Source organism: Lentilactobacillus kosonis, from assembly GCF_003864335.1.
GTDB classification, from domain to species: Bacteria; Bacillota; Bacilli; order Lactobacillales; family Lactobacillaceae; genus Lentilactobacillus; species Lentilactobacillus kosonis.
In genome coordinates, this window is record NZ_BEXA01000001.1 from 441,351 (window position 1) to 459,419 (window position 18,069).

The following is an 18,069-nucleotide window of genomic DNA, read 5'->3' on the forward strand; positions in this document are numbered from 1 at the left end:
CTATAACATTTAACTTAAAATAACCTAAAATAATCCCTTAAATAACCACTAGTGGTGACGCGCTTTCAGCTTCAGTATCCAAAAGTTGAAAATCGTTATCAACTCCTAAATCGTGATCGGTTAAAATCGATGATACGGTTAGGTGCGCTAATGATTTCATATTGTTATGTTGACTTCGGTGACCTAAGAAATTTCTTAGTCCGATGGCCAATAATATCAAGCATCGTGTTAGCCCCATCAACATTTGATAAATGGCCACGATCAGACATAATTCGCTGCTTTAATGGCCAAGAATAATCGCCATTTTGAAGCATTTCAATGTCATGGTTACATTCTAGCAGATACCCCTCTGAATCTTTGATAATGCCTTCCATCCGATCAGAGACATATCCAGTATCAGTTAAGACAACAAATGACTTATTATTGTGATGAAAAACATAAAATTGTGGCTCAGCAGCATCGTGGGACACTGAAAAACTTTCGATATCTAAATCACCGAAAGTCTTTACCGTATCAGCTGGAAATAGGTTCATTTTTTCGGCCGGCATTTTACCGATTTTACCGTCCATCGCGTCCCAAGTTCCAGCATTAGCATAAACGTTTAAATCGTATTTTCTAGCTAACACCCCAACACTTTGGCGATGATCAGAATGTTCATGAGTTACCAATAATGAATCAACATCGTTAATATCACGACCAATTGATTTCATTAAATTAGCAATTTTCTTCCCACTCAAACCAGCATCAAGTAGCACTTTATGTTGTGGAGTCTCAATATACGTAACGTTACCCGTGCTCCCACTAGCCAGCACACTAATTTCATGTCATCATTTCCACAATAATTACTCCTTCAGTTAACTAATTCCGCCATTTGATTGGCCATTTTGTAGTTCAGCATTGGTTTCTCGAATAATTCCACCCGTAAAGGCGTTAATCTTCTTAAGCTGAACTTGTGATGAATTCTGAGTTTTACGGCTACAATCCAAGTTGGAATAAATACGATGTCTGGTGCCACCGTTATAAGCTTAGTATATCCCAGTTTAGTCCAGACGATTTGCGTATTGTTAGGAATTTCATTGTATTGATATAACCAAATCAAAGCACGCTGTTCAGAAATGGTTTCCGCTTTTTCACGTAAAATTGTAACATCATTTAGATGCGTTTGCGTATAGTTTACGATTTGATGATCAGTATTCAAGAAAAACTTAATTTGCGCTTCACTTGAGTAAATATTATGGTTAATCGCTTTTTGCACATACACAACAGTTTGATCAGTTGATAAATCTTTACTGTATTCATAATCTGTACCTGAAGCAACAAACGATGGATCCTTAATTAGCTTATCAATTGTCTTATTAGGATTATCAGCATCTACATCAACTGGTTGTTTAAATTCACTTTGAATCTCATTATCCACATAGTGAGGAGTCTGATTGCCTAACTGGCTAGTAATTGATCTTAAATCATCCGTTTGCGCACCAGAAATATAGTAAGCATTACCTTGCTTAGTAGACAAATTACCAAACTTTATCTGATCATTTCGCATCTCTTTGATAATAGTCGAGTTAGTATTATCTTGAGATACATTTTCAGCTTGCATATTCATATTCTGACGGAACATGCCAAATAAAAATATGTCGATTGCGATAAACGTAACTAAAAATATTAGCTCAATTCGTTTAAAATTCAATAGACTCCCCTCCTTCACTAATTATTTAGCATATCTGAATAACTGTGCCACTTGTTATCATATAAAACAAACCAATCCGGCACTAAATTAATTAACGTTGACCGTTTAGATTGTTGTTGCCACCGATAACCTAATCTGATCTTTTGAATCTTGCTTTCTTTATAACCATAGTTTTCAAGTCGATTTAATGCCGTTTTAGTTGTAGGTAATGTTACATATCCGCTCTTACTTGGAATCGGTACTTGCGGTGTGTCCAGTAAAAATCTAGCTCTTTGTAAACTAGTATTTACTGTATTAATAGAAATTTCACCGGAACCATCTTCTCTAAAAATCGGAAACCCTTCGACGAATGAACGGAAAGTAACCTGAGGATTCTTGTCATCATAACCATAGAATCTTAAGTTATCCATTGGTAAACCAATTTTTAATAATTGCCGATATGAATCGTCAATCATGGCCTTTAAGTTATTAGCTACGTCGTTAACCGAATAATCAGAATAAGTTGCCTTTCTAGTTTGCGTATTAAAAATCAACCGCTTAGTTCCTTGATTAGAATAAACTAACTCTGATTTTCTCCTCTTCAAAGTAACATTTGCTGAATTACTATCATTCAACAAGCGACCAACGAAGTAGTCAGGTGATTGTCGTTCTAACAAGTAACGATAAGGTTGCATTTTTACTGGTTGATTAACGTACATCGTTGGCGCACCGTTCATATTTTTAATGGAAACCGGAAACTTATTTGATTTAATCTTTAATACATTGTTTAACCCGGTTAAGTTATGCTTTTTCACGTTAATTTGGTATACCGTAAAATTACTATCGCTAAGCAAGTATAGTTTGGAATCATCATCAAGTGGTAAGAGAATTCTATTTACTTTATGGTCATTCAATTTAGAAAAATGATCATTAACAATTGAATTAACGGTTGAGATCATAACCGGACTCGCATAACTAAGCAAAATCGAGTTTGACCTAGTAATTACTTGATAATATTTTTTCTGATCATTCGAAACAACGGTTCTCATCCTAGCATTACGATAATTCTTCATCTGCTGATTAATTTCTGAAATCATGTTAACGGATTTATTAATCAAAATGTTATGAGTACCGTCTTTTTCATTCAAAATTGCTTGGGTTGGCGCAAAAATAGTTCGTTTTGGCTTAACCAAAATTTCGCTCTGTGAATTTTGAGTGGTGCTTTCTTTACTTCGATAATTGGCTGGATTAGTCCATAGAACAACCGATAATCCAAGGCTAATTGCAATTGCAATTACCAATCCAGTTGGTAGCAGAAACTTACTAAACTTCATCCCACAAGTCCTCCTCTGCTAACGGTTCATAAGGAAGGGCAATATAAAATGTTGAACCTTTCCCTTCGATACTCTCAGCCCATAATTGGCCGCCTAAAGCTTCAACAACTTCCTTAGAAATTGCTAACCCTAAACCTGTTCCTCCCTGCTTTCGAGACCGGGCCTTATCAACTCGGTAGAACCGATCAAAAATATGGGGAAGATCTTTACGTGGAATTCCCAAACCTTGGTCATTGATGCTCATAATCACTTTATTTCTAGTTTCATACAAGCGACAAGTGATGGTTCCCCCATCGGGAGAATACTTGATAGCGTTATTCATAATATTATCTAAAACTTGAGTAAATCGGTCGGTATCCAATTCAACCCACAAATCACGCTTAGTAAAATAACGCTTAATTGAATAGGTCTTTTCTGGATGATCATCCTTTTCAATGATCATATCGAATCGATTTAAAACATAGTTAAATAACTCATTGATGTTAACCAGTTCGTTTTCCATCTTTTGAGTTCCTGATTCCATCCGGGATAGCGTTAATAGATCGTTAATCATTCGAATCATTCGATCAGTCTCATCTTGGGTAACCTTAAGGAACTTAGGGGCTAATTCCGAATCTTGCCATGCCCCATCAGTTAAAGCTTCAATATAAGACCGCATACTAGTTAGCGGCGTTCTTAATTCATGAGAAACATTGGAAACAAATTGTTTCCGGTCCTGATCAATTCTTTGTTGTTCCGTAATATCTCGAAGAACACAGACTAAACCACTGATAAAGCCTGACTCCCGCTGAATTAGTGAAAAGTGAGCATGCAAAATCAAGTCTTGATCTTCATTAGATAAATCAATGATGACATCATCTGGTTGTTCTAATAGGTCTCTAAGACTGTAATTATCTTTAATATCGAGCACATCAAGAATTGAACGTCCCATGACGTCTTCTTCTTTAATATCCAAGAAACTATCAGCCATTTCATTAATAATCGTCACGTTACCACGTCGATCAGTCGCTAACACACCATCAGTCATGTTAGCTAGTACTGAATCTAGTCTTCGTCTTTCTGATTCTGTTGACTCATGGGATTCCTCAACCCTGACAGAAAGGTTGTTAACTGCACTTGCTAGTTGGCCTAACTCATCGTTTCCATAAATATGGACTTGACCAGAATAGTCCCCACGTGCAATTCGTAACGTTTGTTTCTTCATTTCTTCAATTGGATTAGTGATTGCTCGCGAAATTACGATTGAAATTAATAATCCTAAAATAATCGCGATTGATGCCGCAAACAGATAAATCGCAGTAATACTATTGATTTGCTGATACACCGTATCCAGATTAACCTTGACAAACACAGCCCCCACTACCTGCCGATTGTTACCCGAACTTTTCATTAGTGGGGTAATTCGCGTATAGTAACGGTCATTATTAGCAGAATTAAACGTATCCTTTTCGATTGGCTTACCAGAATACAAGGCACCTTTAACAGAATTATCCGTCGTCTTTTGGCCAACAATCGATTGGTTGTTAACTTGATTGGTTCCCCGAATTGTTCCGTTACTATCAACCACTTGAATTTGAGCCGAATTAACCGACTCAGCATCATTTAAAATTGTCCGGATCTGCCGATTAGCTAGCCGAACGTTAGAACGTGATAACTGCGTTGTTAGTGATTTACTGACATATGTTTGCAGTTGAACTTGATTCTTAAACGTCGACAAGTTTTGATGTTCTAGTTGTTTAACAAAAACGGCCCCCACAATTTCGAGGGTCAATAATAGAACTAGGGCGAAAACTAGCGCAATTTTAAATTTTATAGATTGATAAAATTTGATTTTTTCGTTCAAAACCAGTTTTACCCCTTTTACTTTTTACTAAACCTATTCGTTTTCTGGGTTTCTTAGATAGTAGCCAACTCCACGTCTAGTAACTAACCAGGCTGGGTGACTAGGATTATCTTCCACTTTTTCACGAAGCCGTCGAACAGTAACGTCCACTGTCCGAACATCACCAAAGTAGTCATATCCCCAAACTGTTTGTAATAAATGCTCACGGGTCATGACTTGGCCGATATGTTGAGCAAGGTAATGAAGCAATTCAAACTCACGGTGAGTTAATTCAATACTCTCACCACGTTTTGAAACTGAGTAAGCATCAGGATGAATAACTAAGTCCCCAATTTCAATGTCTTTGGTAACTTCATTTTGATCATCAGAGCTGCTTGGAGCTGCTTGCCGACGCAAGTTAGCCTTAACCCGCGCAACTAATTCTCGGTTAGAGAATGGTTTAGTAACGTAATCATCTGCTCCTAGTTCAAGCCCTAAAACTTTATCTAGTTCTGAATCCTTAGCCGTTACCATGATAATTGGAGTATCTTTAGTCTTTCTAACCTCACGTGCAACTTCAAGTCCATCCATCTTTGGCAGCATTAAATCGAGAATGATTAAGTCTGGATCAACTTCTTTAACTTGTTCCAAAGCTTCTTCACCATCATAAGCTACATACACATCGTAGCCTTCTTTATTTAAATTGAATTTTTCAATATCGACGATTGGCTTTTCGTCATCGACAACTAATATTTTTTTGCCATTAATAATTCTCCTAACGTTGAATTCTAATGTTTATTTGTATTTTTACCTAGACTTACATAGTGATATTATACCACAGAGGCCATTTTTCCTTTAAATTCGCCTAAATCACCTTCTAAATAAGCTTTAAAGCAGATTTCTTGAATTTTTTTCAATTTTGGTGTTGCAAATATTTTTTTGCATGATATTATATTTAAGTCGGTTAGGTGATGGGCAGTTAGCTCAGTTGGTAGAGCAACGGACTCTTAATCCGTGGGTCCAGGGTTCGAGCCCCTGACTGCCCACTAACATAATTCAAACAGCAACCATGCAGCCATAAAAGGCCGTGGTTGCTGTTTTTTTGTTTTTTAACACTTCGATTCAATTCGATTTAGACGTAATCAATGGTAAGCATTTTGGTAAGCACGAAACATATTCTAATATATCTAATGCGCCCAGCCGTAAATTGGACTACATCCCCTTTATCGGGGGTGTTTTTTATACCACTCTATTTACTAAAAACCTGCCAGCTATTGGTTAATTATTTAATGGCTATCCCTGTTAATAAACATACCGCGATATGCAAAAGTATGGATTTACTGAAAATGTTGACTTTATTAGTTTTACTGTAAAAAGAGTAAAACCCAAAGGTGGCGTCTTTTGGTGCTGGTCGTTCATGCTATAATCAGTCTGTGAGGGAATTGTCTCTCAAAACAATACTTGTGAATGATATAATTGTGCTATTAGGTTTAATTACGATGACGGGCTATCGGTAACGGTGGCCTTTTTTCGTGTCTAAATAACTGCTAGGAAATCTTAGTTTGCTGTTGCATTGTAATTTCTAAGAAATATCAACAATTCTCTCACGATAAATGTTGCATTAAACCCGTTTAACCGGTTTTTCTGTAAGAATTTACGCCACTTAACCATGCAACCTAAAAACGTTGCATTATTCTGTGTGCACTAAATAAGAGTTTAACGCTCCTTTTAATATGTTGCACTAGCAATTATCGGTATCTAAATTAGGGCATTATCCAAAAAGTGTCAGGTTTTGAATTCCAATATTTTTGTGTAATTAAAATGTGCTGTACCCCTTGGTATTATGCATATTACAAGTATCTAACATAGCCACAAGATTTCACTGGTTCGCTTATCAACCAAGTCGATATTTTCGACCTCGTCCTTGAAAGCCTTGAGGTCGTTAATTACACATTTTTATACTTAATTTATGGTGACTTAACAGAAGTTCAACAAGGATTACAACACATTTGGCGGTTGAATTTTCGACTGTGAGTTATTGCTTAATCTTGATTATTAACATCTAAAGGTACGCTTATTTAAGTACTGAACCCGTTAATCAACCAGATCTGGGGATGCTTCTCTTAGCAGTTTCAAAAGTTCAATGGCTGCCCGCTGATGAGTAGCATAATACTTAGAATGGCGCATATTCAGCCGTTTCATGGCCTTACTGGACGTTCTCTGATCAAGATAAACTAATTGGATTAGTTGCCGTTCTATCGCTGGTAATTGGAATATAGCTGTATTCACTACCCTAACAATTTGGCAAGCGGGTTCATAAAGTGAGTTCGTATATGAATAACCAGCTTTTAGAAAATCGTCTCCCGCTGACTGAATCATTTTAGCCCGCTGGTAAGTTTGCATAGTATTTCTAAGTTTTCTTACATATTGATTCATCGCATTAACATCCTCTTAACTTCCTCAGGACTATACGTGGTCGGATCCTGCTTAAATTCAGCCATTGCTTCATCATAAGTCTTACGGTCTAACTCATCTTCAGCCTTTTCAAGGGCGGCGCTGCGGAACAATTCCGATAGTGAAATCCCCTTTAAAGCGGCGTAAGCTCGCAAGAACTTTTCATCATCCGATTCAATCTAAGCAGAATGCACTTCTCAAACAGTAACAATCGATTCAACGAAAATAATCGGCTTACTTTTTTAAGGCGGCAGAAAATGCAGGAAATCATATTGATTCATTCCGCGATTATAAAGTTAGGTTCCATTCAATCCTTTTTAAGAGGGGACCTTTGGAACCATTCCCTTTTTAGGGGTCCGAAATGTCGGGATAGCGGTTGTTGAAAAATATTAACATTACCCCCCAAAAAATGGGGATATCTACTCAAAATTGAGGAAATCTCTAATGATCCAACTAATTGAATTTAAAGCTTAATATTAAGCACTAAGGCTCACAGTCGAAAGTTCGGCAGTGACATATATAGAGCCTAGTTTTCGGCTGTATTTCATGGCTGTTTAATTACTTTAGTGACGAGTAGTTCGCTTAGGTGGAAATTATAACCACTTCTTAAGCAAGTAAAGTTCCTTTAAATGCTGATTTAACTATGTTTTGCCATTATATATATATTTAGAGAAAAGTCTCAAAATCTCCAGTTTTCTCCAGTTTTGTTATTTTGCTTAGTAAAGATTTATAAGTTAAATGATCATCTTTAATATAAGTTTTAGAATCGGGTGCAACCTTTTAACTTTTTGGTTGCAACTTTTTTCTGTGTTTAAACTGGTTATATGAATCTTTAAACACTGTTGTATAGGCATTTAAAAGCCTATAAATAAGTATTTATCAGCATTCATATTATGAAGTTTATCCTAGCATTTACGAACATTGAGGTTGCAAATTTCGTGTTTTATATCACCATCCAATTTTGTTTAAAGATGCCTACATTTGTCTATGCTCTCAAATTAATTGAATAGAATAACGAATGCTTTTTAGGGACTCCGAAATCTCCGGATAGATCCTTTTTAGGGGTCCGAAATGTCGGAATAACAAATATTAAAAAAGCCCCCATACGAATAAGGGGGCGTCACTAACTCTTAGTTTTTTAAACCAGTCAGTGAATTAGCATAGTCATACGAAATCAGTTTGTGATTATCATTGTCAATCCAAGCATCCTCTTTGTGAGATAAAGCAGAGATCGATGTTGCATTCATATCTTTAAAGCGTTCTAATGTGTCATGCATAACTGCTAATTCATCTTTCGAGAACAATGCAGCATTAAATTCCGCATTTGGAGCATAATAGCTCCAATCATACTTACTTGTACTATTTTCTTTCTCAACGATAAGATTAGCGCTCTCCATAGATCCATATAACAAGCTATAATTATTCGGAACCGGACCGTGAGGTAGTCGCGCATAAGCAGCGCCACTTATTGAGACCGTGTTAAGTGAAAAATAAGCAAAGTCTGTATAAAACAGTAGCTTATTGAGTTTAGTTTTAGTCAATTCTGACACATTACTAGCGAAGTATAAAACCATATTAGAAAACTTCTTTAAATCGAAAGCATTGTATCCCGAAAATTCAGAGTAATTAGTATCCGCAAATGACGTATTAATTCCTTTTTCAATGAAATTCTTAGACTTCTCTACTTCCGAAATTCCAGTGTTTTCTTTAAAGGCCGCCTTGCCCCGTTCAGTCATTGATTCTTTAGAGGCATCATAAAACGGTTGTGCCAAGTCATGGTCATTTTCTAAAGCCAACAGTATCTTATTATTCGCTTTTGAAGGTAATGATCCCGTTTCATAAGTTGCAATGGTAGTTGCGCTCCATCCTAAGAGGGTAGCAAAATCTCTTTGACTTAAACCAAACGAATGACGCAACTCTTTAATTCGTTCAGGAGAAATGATTCCATGATCATTCCGGTATTTATCAAACGCACTTAGAATTGCTTTATTATCAAGCTTTTCATCGAATACTTGTTCACCACTGTCTACGTCAAACCGAGCATTAGCAACAACGTCAACTTTTTCTCCACGGATAGTGTACGTTTCATCTATCAACTTTACTTCTGTTTTCATCATTACCGCCCTCCTCCATTAATCGTAAATAGTTTCATGAAATGAAATAACTTTGGCATGTCCATTCGTGAGTTTTAACTTTATGTATAAGCGCTTTTCAGTTTCACCATCTTTATAGAAAACCCACAAGTACTCACCAGGTCTATCTCTATCTAATTCAGGCCCCTTTACGTAGTCATCAGGAGTGAGCTTCATGAGTATGATTTTAATTGATTCGAGCGTCATTTCAGTTACCTGGGCGTATTCCACTCTGCGCTGAACAATTTCCCAGTCTCCATGACTGAGGGCTTTTTTAAAGTCTTGCAAGAATCGGCGAATTGTAGTGTTATTTGCTGAACCCATGGTCATCCTCCACACTCGTTTCTCCACTTATCATATCACTGCTACAAATTGTAGCAAGAACTACAAATCAATAAAGTACTTTTGAAGTGAACCCCTAATAATGGACGCAATCTTATGTTGTTTTCTGGGTGCATGACCGTCAAAAAAGATGGTGTTTTATAAAGCTTTTGCCCACCACAAGCCTACCCATTTCACCAAATTAAAAACTTTCATTTTTTTACTACTAACTATTCAAGCTGAAATGTCGATAACCATTGTTATATCAGGAACCATAGTCGTTAACTATCCTCTAATAAAAACACTAAAAGTTGCTATTTTATTGCATGGTCAAAACCAAAGTTCCTTTTAGGGGGTCCGAAAAGGCCGATTTTGGATATTATAGCAACCCAACAAAAAAGGAATGCTCAAAGACATTCCTAGATACAGATTATTAATATCGCTCCTCATTTTATAATACTTTTTTGACACTAATCTTGGCACCATCGGCAGTTGGCTGAACATCAAATAAGTCCGATCCTAATGCACCCCAAACGCTACGGTCGTTACTGATGTTTTGTAACCAATGATTGACACTGCTCTTTTCTAGTAGCTGTAGATTGTGTTGCTGGGTCTGAATCTGCTGCCGGTATTGTGACACACCGTGGGATAACATCTCTGGAGTAGTCGCAATGTAATAACCACTATTGCCAACCGTTCGACTAGCCATAATTGGCACACCTAATTGTCTCAGCGATTCAATACTGGTATACAGATCACGATCGCTCAGGCCAGAAATCTTTAACAAGTCTTTGCGGGCAACTTTGTTAGGCTTAACCGCGGCCAACTTCCATAAAACAGCCGCATCTTTTTTGTCATTTGATTCATTTTTATCAATCCTCTCTAATGATTTCAGTTTCCGTTTAATAAGTTCATGCAATCAGTCTAATTATTTATAAGTGTTGAATTTACTACCCGTGCACCCGCGCACCCGTGCAAACGTTGATATAACAGCTTTTTGAATTTGCTCTTTGCGTGCCACCCGTGCCACAAATTTATTTATCCGCACACGTTTCGAATAATTGGCACACGTTTGGCACGCATTATGATTTGGGATAGTTACTGTTATAACGGCATTGGCACACCTTGCACGGGTAGCACAGGTTAAAACAAACATTTATATTCTATATTCGTTTATAACCCCGTGATCGTTGACCATTAATAACAATGTGCTCACTTTTTTCCCATCCATCTAAATTGTCCATGAATAATTTGATTTTCTTGGCATCCGAGTTAGTTGAACCGGCTAAATACTTATCGGGAGTTTTATGAAAGACAACGGCTAAAATTTCTTTGGTTGTTGTCTTTTGCAGTTGCTTGTAAGGTTCCTGATATGGATTATCGGCGTACTTTTTAGCTGCTTGCTTAATTTGTGGATATCCCTGAACATAAGTCTGCTTAGATTCAATTGAAAGAGTCTCCCAATTGCTCGGGACCTCCATGCTGATGTAATCTTCAATGGCCTCATCAACCGGATTAACTACCGCAGCTTCTTTCTGATGCTCTTTGGCTACTTGCATCGTTGTCGACTGTAAAATTAATGGATGATGCTGTTCATATAATACTTTAGCTTCGGCCAATACTTGCGCAATGTAATGTTGTTCAGGGTGCCACGGATCACGGGTTGGGGTTTTCTCCCCACATTTGATTGGAAAGAAACGCCGTTCCCCTGTCTCATCTTTCAAATAGTCTTGCTGGTTAGTGGTACCAATGAAGACACATCGGCGGGGATGATTGACTGCATGCCGGCCATAGCTGGGGCGGTAACGGTCATTTTGACCGCTAATAAATGATTTAATGCGCTCAATATCGGTTTTCGCCATGGCACTCAATTCACCAATTTCAATAATCCAAGAACCGACTAATTGTTGAAAATCATCTTTATCTTTTCCTAACCCGCTCAAATTATCGTTAAACTTATCTGGAAACAGATTACGGGTAACAGTTGACTTGCCTAAACCTTGCGCCCCGGTTAGAATCGGGACAATCTCAAACTTAACCCCCGGCTGATAAACTCGGGCAATCATACCGGTAAACCATGTTTCAGTTACATCACGCACATAGGCATTATCTTCGGCACCTAAGTTATCGATAAAGTAAGTGGCCACCCGCGTTTTTTTGTCCCATGTTTCAGCTTCAATGTGATCTTTTACTGGATCGAATTTGTGTTGGTGCGCGGCATAAATCACCCCATCAGTAATATTTCCCTTATTGAAAACAATATGATAATGCTGTTCTAAGTAGATTCGTAGCATTGAATCTGTTTCATCAGACCAATCGCCGATGGTTTCCTCAGCTAGCGCTTCATTGGGGTTTTAACTAGCACAACATTACTAAACGAATCAAAGGCCACAGCACCCTTTAATTTGGGATCATGCTCAAGAAACAGTGCCACATTCATCGGTGAGTTGGCTTTAATTGCCCCTTGCGTTTGTTCACCTTTAGGATCATTACGATTAAACGGTGTTTTATCCAACCACGCTTCTGAATGCTTAAGTTGTTGGTCATGCATATCAATTAGCTGCTTAGCTTCACTATCCAAACTTATCACCTCTCTTCTGGGTTTCCCGCCTCATTAACGACTTAAAAATGATATTAACTTCTTGATCTGGTAATGGTGGGGTTAGGTGTTCATTAGCAAAGAACAGTAAGCTGTACGCAGTATCACCGTCACAACCGGTTCGCAGTAATTTACCCAACAGCGATGTTAAATAAATGTTGCGCTGTCCTTGTTGGGTACCAGTAACTAACTGATCCAATAATTTACCTGCCCACGATTTATATAAGTGGTTCTGTAAGGTCGTACGAACGCCTTTTTGACTCGTTATCAGATTTAACAGCCACTCCGGTAATAAGGTTAACTGATCTAAGTCATCCCCCTTAATCGGCTGATATGCCTTACCATCAAGCTCACTAGGCGCAATCATAATTTGTTTGGTCTTTAATTCCACGCTAGGCACAATGACTTTGTCTGATAGCTTTTGGTTAGTTTTAAAGAAGTAATGCAAGCCCTTATGTGGCGTTTGCTCCGCGTAAGCGGGGATAAGTTTCATCCCTCTACGTTGCCAATTCTTTAACACTTCAATGCCGTTACCGTGGCCATGCTGATCAATATCAATCACCACCATGTTAGTATCAGCCAACTGCAAGCCGATGTTATAATGCCGGTCATTGTCGAACCACTCACCAATCTGTACCACGTTGTCAGTGGCATCTAAATAACCGTGATCCGTGACTGGTCGCTTACTGTTGGCTTGTAATGGAAACACTTTAAAGCCTTGCTGAGCCAACTCAAACGCGTAACTAGTCAATTGATTCATGTTGATCACCCGCCAATAGCTTACGTGGATTATGAGTCTGAACAATGGTAGTCAATATGTTAAGATAATCGACAATTTTCGTCTGACTAACTCCTCGCCGTGTCAGCTCGTTAATTAATGCTGCTGATAAATCGGCTAAACCATCACTGGTTAATCCATAGCCATCGAAAGTCACTGAGGAATCACCATTGGGCTTAGTTTGGATCGTGATTGATTTTGTTTTATTTTCCATAATTGCTTATCTCTCATTCTTTCTTAGCAGGGGCTTACCGGCATCCACATCCTCAATTAACGTTAGCAAATCGGTTTGAGTAGCTTCATCTTCGCGCGATAATTCAAGGATCAGCGTTAGCAATGTTGAAACATTCCACAAGGTTTCCCACGCAGTTTCATTATTATCAAGCTGCTGCATCAGTTGCCCAATGCTCGGCTGCGATAGCTTAATTATCGTCATGATGTCGTTAGCGTGATCGATCATTTTGTTAATCTGGTGCTTTCTAAAGTCAGTATCAATATAATCCATGTTCACCACTCCTTTTATTTGTTAGAATAAAAGGGCATAAAACATTTAGACAAATGCTTGATAAGTCGTAACTCGCCAAAGTTATACGGCTTATTTTTTATACCCTTTTTCATACTATTAACCTCGTATAGTTTACTTAAACCATTCTTTGGGATCGCCAATGATTGATTTAGCTAACATCCCTAAACTAAATGCGATTATGAATTTAATCGTAAAAAAGAATAGGCAACCAAGTTCTACCTTTAACATATTTTCATCTCCCCTTTAATCAACTGTACCAAGTACAGGGATGTAACTATTTTCGGTAACTCTAGCCACATTCTTAAGATTACCCTTGGCAAGGGTTACGCTGGTTTGAATGCTATTGATAAGTGACGGTAAGTCTCTCTTGTCTGATACCCTTAATTTATCTTGCTGAATAATTCCATTTGCCATTCTGGACAAGGTTTCAAGCTGTAAGCCGATAGTATTTAAATCATGTTGGCTTTGGTTAATCTGCTTTAATTGTCCGTACATAGTTGCGCTATTAAGATGTGATTCATTGCCAATTTGTAGACTCTCTAACCCCTTTGGCATATTGCTATCAATAATAATCTTTTGCATGATATTAGCTCCTTTACATTCGTTCAATTATGGTTAAGATATTTGCAGCTCTGATCATCTTCTTAGCCATATCATTAGCAATTTGGCTGTCGGGGATGTATTCGCCATTAATGGTTATTGTGGCACCTTCTTGTAGTGTAGTTACATTTGAATGCACCTCGCTTAAAATGCCATCTAATTCGGCTGTTAATTCATCTATATTCATGGTAGAAAATTCCTTTCTATGCTGTTTCTAATATTGGTAAAGTAATTTGATACACGATTCCTTGAATCTGCAAAACGGCTTTAATTTGCTGATAATCTAAATGCATTCCTAATAATGTTCTAACTTGTTCCTTGACCCGTTTAACAGCGCCGGCTTCATCGCCATCAAGGTAATGGGTAATTGGTTCATCTTTAGGGATGCACCGTTGTTGTCTTAACGCCTTCGTTGAAACACCGAGTGCCTGTTTATAGATAAGCTTATTAACATTGCCATACAAGTGATGGTGTTCGTCTAGATGGGGACTTTCAGCAACTGCTTGATGTAAGTCTTTAGAGAACTGTTTTCCTAATTCAAATTGAACTTGCTTTTCATATAGTGATCGTTTCATCAAACTAAATTGATGGACTAGTGCCTTTTTAAATTGCCTAACTGGTTCGGTATTATCCATGTAAGTTAGTAACAGCATCGTTTGTTCTTCGTTAAGATGCCATACTTTATGTGGACGACCGCCAATACTTCCCCGCTTAGGTTTACGGATTTCAAATCCTAAAACCCCAAACTCTTTTAAGTCTTTTTGATAGTTCCTAATTAGTCGATTAACCGTATCAATCGAACTATCACCATACTTTGCTATTAAATTACTAGTTGTAAACATGTCTGCATACACATTCTCACTGCTCAAAAATACCAAGTCATTCATGCTCTTTACCTCCACTCATCACCGTTCTAGTCCATCATGCGATATAATATAAGTGTCCGATAAGTTACCAATCAGTGGTAACCGAATCTACTTAATATCACCTCTTTCAATACAAATACTTAGCAAAGCTCATTAACTCCAGTTAGTGGGCTTTTTATGTGGTTAACATCCCCGAATGATCGTTTGTTCACGGCTGGGCGGCTCGTTATTTTTACTCAGATAACCATCATTCAAGATAAATTCATCAACTTCAGACTTCTTATATAAATTGATGTTTGGTGCGGCGCCAATGTGGTGCTCTGGAAGTCCTAAAGCCACCATCTTGCTAACAGTATCGGTGCCAATGGACAAATACCCCGCTACAGCTTGACGACCTTTAAACCATTCACCGGCTTGCGTGGCGTTGTGTTTGGCTTGCCGAACGGCCTCACTGATAATCGCAAATACTTCATTTTTCAGGCGCTCACTGTCCTCATCAGATAGAGTTACCTTCAATGGTTGCTGCATGTTGTCACTCCTTTACTTTTGGTTTGTACTCAATCAGCTCGGATAACGGAATTTGCAGATAGTCACATAGCTTACGCAATGTATCTAATTTGACGTTTTTAGAACGCCTGTAATACAGGCTGATAAGTGTTGAACGCGCAATACCAGTATCTTCATGTACCTTTGAAATTGATAAAAGTTTAGCTCCCATTATCATGGATAAATTATTTATCAAGAAAATCACCTCATTCCTTTAAAATTACGTTTTTGACAAGTAGTCTTGTCAAATGCCGTTTCATTTATTCTACAATTATAAATTTAACTTTACAATGATTTTGACAAATAAACTTGTCATTATTCTATTTGCCTATTGTGTATGCTGGATTGTACATTTATAATGATTGAGAGGTGAAGATTTTGATAAGAAATAGACTTGCAGAACTTTTAGCAGAAAGAAAACTTAAAAATATCTAGAGTCGCTAACGATATTCCTAATTTATCTAGGAATACAATTACTTCAACTTCTCAAAATGACACTAAAATGATTCAGATTGAAACAGTAAATGCTCTTTGCCAATATTTGGAGATTGCTCCAAAGGATTTTTTGAATATCTTCCTTTTGATGTAAAGTTTTCAGCAGTTTTAAATGAAGTCAAACCAATAATCAAAAATGACGTTGACGAATTTCAACTACTAGTTAAAAATTTAGAGTTAGATGTATATGCTGAACAAACCTTTTTGAGATCTTCTGGTGCTCAAAAAAACAAACATTTGACTTAATGACCATACAAACAAAAGAACAAGTTTTACCGATAACAATCGGCGGGACAGATTTAACCGATGATGCTACAACTGAGCTTGAATTGTCAATATTGTTAGGACACACCACTGACGATGAATCTTATATTAATCAGGAAGAACCCTTTAAAAAATTTTGGGATTCAATTACACCAGGATTCAAACCAATTGTAACTAACGACTTAATGACAACTTGCAGCAACGCATTAACAGAGGGATTGGATAAAATTTTAGATTCCACGGATATGAACGTTGGCGATAATTTCTACAAGCCTGACATAGACTGGAAACACATTCAGCATCTTTACAACATTAGTTTTAGTAATGCCTATTCTTTTAAAGACTATAAACCGGCAACCATCGAGTTCGTGGATAAAACCAATAACAGTAACGATGACAAAATTGATATTTCAGACGATGATTTGCCATTTTAGTTTCATTTACATACCGTTCACGGCTGGGCGCTGAAAGGAACGGTACACTATGGCAAGTATCAAGGGTTACACGTTAAAGAATGGCAACAAACGTTATCTATTTCAGGTTTACGCTGGTCTAGATCCTCAAACGGGTAAACCCAAGCGAATCATGAAAAGAGGATTTAAAACAAAAAAAGAAGCCACCTTAGCAGCTAATCAATTGGAATTATCAATTAGTCAAGGCGACTTCCATCAAGAAAGTAATATTCTGTTTAAACAAGTTTATGAACAATGGTATCAAGGATACATTAACACTGTCCGAGTTAGCACATATTGTCGAACAGCAGGGATGTTTGAGAATCACATTTTACCAGAACTGGGAAATAAGAGGATTCGTACAATTACCATTGCTCAAGTTCAACGCGCAGTTAATAAGTGGTTCAAGCAAGCAACATATAACTATAAGCGGTGGTATGAATACACAATGGCTATTTTTGATTATGCCCTAAAACATGGCTATATGCATGGTGATAATCCGGCTAAGATGATTACCATCCCCAAACGTAAAGAAACTTGGGGTGAAAAGCCGGAAAACTTCTGGGATAAACAGCAACTTGCTCAATTCTTTAGTTACATTGATCCTAAAGAGGAATTAGAGAAGTACACACTGTTTCGCGTTCTAGCCTTTGCGGGTGTTCGTCGTGGTGAATGTTTAGCCCTAACTTGGAACGATGTAAATTTCAGTAAATCAACACTAAGTATCAATAAAACATTAACTCAAGGGATGCGTGGCAAGCAGATCATTCAACCGCCAAAGACTAAGAAAGGTCAGCGGATCATTGCTTTAGACAAAGTTACAATTAATTACCTAAAACAATGGCGTGTATGCCAGAAACGCGAATATTTAACGCTGGGCTTCAATACGCTACAACGTGGTCAATTGATCTTTGCTAATACCAATAACGGGTTCAAATCATTAAACACACCCGCTAAATGGTTGAATAAGATCATTAAAGCCCACAATCTGAAAAAGATAACCGTCCATGGCTTCCGTCACACTTCTGCAAGTATGCTATTCGCAGCCGGGGCAACCATAAAAGAAGTTCAAACTCGATTAGGGCATGAGGATGCTCAAACCACTTTAAATATTTACACCCACGTCACCAAAAAACAAGATAATCAAGCAGCCGAAAAGTTAGCAAATTACCTCGATTTTTAGTCAATGGTAAGCAAATCGGTAAGCATTT

At 37.6% G+C, this 18,069-nt stretch carries 23 protein-coding genes, 1 tRNA gene and 1 pseudogene; 5 read left to right on the top strand and 20 right to left on the bottom strand.

From position 1 onward, the window contains the following. Positions 1–37: 37 nt before the first annotated feature. The 5 genes and pseudogenes from NBRC111893_RS02285 to yycF all read right to left on the bottom strand — a co-directional run bounded on the left by NBRC111893_RS02285 (position 38) and on the right by yycF (position 5,593). A pseudogene (locus tag NBRC111893_RS02285) lies at positions 38–818 on the bottom strand (MBL fold metallo-hydrolase). Between the two features lie 32 nt (positions 819–850). Next, entirely contained in the window at positions 851–1,690 is an 840-nt protein-coding gene (locus tag NBRC111893_RS02290; protein ID WP_225417498.1) for a two-component system regulatory protein YycI, read from the bottom strand. Positions 1,691–1,707: 17 nt separating this feature from the next. After that, positions 1,708–3,003, bottom strand: coding sequence for a YycH family regulatory protein (locus NBRC111893_RS02295; RefSeq protein WP_125007828.1), 1,296 nt, complete (start codon positions 3,001–3,003; stop codon positions 1,708–1,710). Further along, positions 2,993–4,846, bottom strand: coding sequence for a cell wall metabolism sensor histidine kinase WalK (walK, locus tag NBRC111893_RS02300; protein ID WP_125007829.1), 1,854 nt, complete (start codon positions 4,844–4,846; stop codon positions 2,993–2,995). Before walK ends, NBRC111893_RS02295 begins: the two co-directional genes overlap by 11 nt. A 33-nt stretch (positions 4,847–4,879) precedes the next feature. After that, complete coding sequence (yycF, locus tag NBRC111893_RS02305) at positions 4,880–5,593, bottom strand: response regulator YycF (protein ID WP_125007830.1); 714 nt, start codon at positions 5,591–5,593, stop codon at positions 4,880–4,882. 205 nt (positions 5,594–5,798) lie between these two features. On the opposite strand from yycF, the gene NBRC111893_RS02310 reads away from it, so the two are divergent. Further along, positions 5,799–5,871: transfer RNA gene (locus tag NBRC111893_RS02310), tRNA-Lys, on the top strand. Positions 5,872–6,919: 1,048 nt separating this feature from the next. Here NBRC111893_RS02310 and NBRC111893_RS02320 read toward each other — a convergent pair. The 15 genes from NBRC111893_RS02320 to NBRC111893_RS02390 form a co-directional block, all read right to left on the bottom strand. After that, positions 6,920–7,261 (bottom strand): ArpU family phage packaging/lysis transcriptional regulator, encoded by a 342-nt coding sequence (locus tag NBRC111893_RS02320; protein ID WP_125007831.1) that lies wholly within the window; start codon positions 7,259–7,261, stop codon positions 6,920–6,922. Next, positions 7,258–7,458, bottom strand: coding sequence for a type II toxin-antitoxin system RelB family antitoxin (relB, locus tag NBRC111893_RS02325; RefSeq protein ID WP_125007832.1), 201 nt, complete (start codon positions 7,456–7,458; stop codon positions 7,258–7,260). Before relB ends, NBRC111893_RS02320 begins: the two co-directional genes overlap by 4 nt. Positions 7,459–8,409: 951 nt before the next feature. Continuing rightward, positions 8,410–9,393 (bottom strand): type II TA system antitoxin MqsA family protein, encoded by a 984-nt coding sequence (locus tag NBRC111893_RS02330; RefSeq protein WP_225417500.1) that lies wholly within the window; start codon positions 9,391–9,393, stop codon positions 8,410–8,412. A gap of 18 nt (positions 9,394–9,411) precedes the next feature. Then, positions 9,412–9,735, bottom strand: a complete 324-nt coding sequence (locus NBRC111893_RS02335; RefSeq protein ID WP_160114433.1) for a type II toxin-antitoxin system MqsR family toxin — start codon at positions 9,733–9,735, stop codon at positions 9,412–9,414. 448 nt (positions 9,736–10,183) lie between these two features. Continuing rightward, a complete protein-coding gene (locus NBRC111893_RS02340) occupies positions 10,184–10,651 on the bottom strand; it encodes a hypothetical protein (protein WP_125007835.1) in 468 nt (155 codons plus the stop codon). Positions 10,652–10,895: 244 nt separating this feature from the next. Further along, positions 10,896–12,026, bottom strand: coding sequence for a virulence-associated E family protein (locus NBRC111893_RS02345; RefSeq protein WP_125007836.1), 1,131 nt, complete (start codon positions 12,024–12,026; stop codon positions 10,896–10,898). A gap of 41 nt (positions 12,027–12,067) precedes the next feature. Then, complete coding sequence (locus NBRC111893_RS02350) at positions 12,068–12,313, bottom strand: hypothetical protein (protein ID WP_125007837.1); 246 nt, start codon at positions 12,311–12,313, stop codon at positions 12,068–12,070. After that, complete coding sequence (locus tag NBRC111893_RS02355) at positions 12,306–13,091, bottom strand: bifunctional DNA primase/polymerase (protein WP_125007838.1); 786 nt, start codon at positions 13,089–13,091, stop codon at positions 12,306–12,308. The genes NBRC111893_RS02350 and NBRC111893_RS02355 overlap by 8 nt, the downstream gene beginning before the upstream one ends. Next, the gene (locus NBRC111893_RS02360) at positions 13,075–13,323 is read right to left on the bottom strand and encodes a hypothetical protein (RefSeq protein WP_125007839.1); all 249 of its coding nucleotides are present in this window, start codon (positions 13,321–13,323) and stop codon (positions 13,075–13,077) included. The genes NBRC111893_RS02355 and NBRC111893_RS02360 overlap by 17 nt, the downstream gene beginning before the upstream one ends. A 6-nt stretch (positions 13,324–13,329) precedes the next feature. Further along, a complete protein-coding gene (locus NBRC111893_RS02365; RefSeq protein WP_125007840.1) occupies positions 13,330–13,614 on the bottom strand; it encodes a hypothetical protein in 285 nt (94 codons plus the stop codon). Between the two features lie 264 nt (positions 13,615–13,878). After that, positions 13,879–14,217, bottom strand: a complete 339-nt coding sequence (locus NBRC111893_RS02370) for a hypothetical protein (protein WP_125007841.1) — start codon at positions 14,215–14,217, stop codon at positions 13,879–13,881. Between the two features lie 13 nt (positions 14,218–14,230). Continuing rightward, on the bottom strand, positions 14,231–14,422 hold the full coding sequence (locus NBRC111893_RS02375) for a hypothetical protein (protein WP_125007842.1): 192 nt from the start codon (positions 14,420–14,422) through the stop codon (positions 14,231–14,233). Positions 14,423–14,438: 16 nt separating this feature from the next. Then, positions 14,439–15,122, bottom strand: a complete 684-nt coding sequence (locus NBRC111893_RS02380; RefSeq protein WP_125007843.1) for a Rha family transcriptional regulator — start codon at positions 15,120–15,122, stop codon at positions 14,439–14,441. Between the two features lie 162 nt (positions 15,123–15,284). Beyond that, positions 15,285–15,629: a hypothetical protein gene (locus NBRC111893_RS02385; protein WP_125007844.1), complete on the bottom strand. Its 345-nt coding sequence runs from the start codon at positions 15,627–15,629 to the stop codon at positions 15,285–15,287. A gap of 4 nt (positions 15,630–15,633) precedes the next feature. After that, positions 15,634–15,825: a helix-turn-helix domain-containing protein gene (locus NBRC111893_RS02390; RefSeq protein WP_369689691.1), complete on the bottom strand. Its 192-nt coding sequence runs from the start codon at positions 15,823–15,825 to the stop codon at positions 15,634–15,636. A gap of 270 nt (positions 15,826–16,095) precedes the next feature. Between NBRC111893_RS02390 and NBRC111893_RS12050 the strand changes: the two genes are divergently transcribed. The 4 genes from NBRC111893_RS12050 to NBRC111893_RS02410 are packed head-to-tail and all read left to right on the top strand — an operon-like array spanning position 16,096 to position 18,041. Next, on the top strand, positions 16,096–16,236 hold the full coding sequence (locus NBRC111893_RS12050; RefSeq protein ID WP_369689692.1) for a helix-turn-helix domain-containing protein: 141 nt from the start codon (positions 16,096–16,098) through the stop codon (positions 16,234–16,236). Beyond that, the gene (locus tag NBRC111893_RS02400; RefSeq protein ID WP_125007846.1) at positions 16,179–16,388 is read left to right on the top strand and encodes a hypothetical protein; all 210 of its coding nucleotides are present in this window, start codon (positions 16,179–16,181) and stop codon (positions 16,386–16,388) included. Before NBRC111893_RS12050 ends, NBRC111893_RS02400 begins: the two co-directional genes overlap by 58 nt. After that, positions 16,388–16,840, top strand: coding sequence for a hypothetical protein (locus tag NBRC111893_RS02405; protein ID WP_125007847.1), 453 nt, complete (start codon positions 16,388–16,390; stop codon positions 16,838–16,840). The genes NBRC111893_RS02400 and NBRC111893_RS02405 overlap by 1 nt, the downstream gene beginning before the upstream one ends. 49 nt (positions 16,841–16,889) lie before the next feature. Then, positions 16,890–18,041, top strand: a complete 1,152-nt coding sequence (locus NBRC111893_RS02410) for a site-specific integrase (RefSeq protein WP_125007848.1) — start codon at positions 16,890–16,892, stop codon at positions 18,039–18,041. Positions 18,042–18,069: the final 28 nt, after the last annotated feature.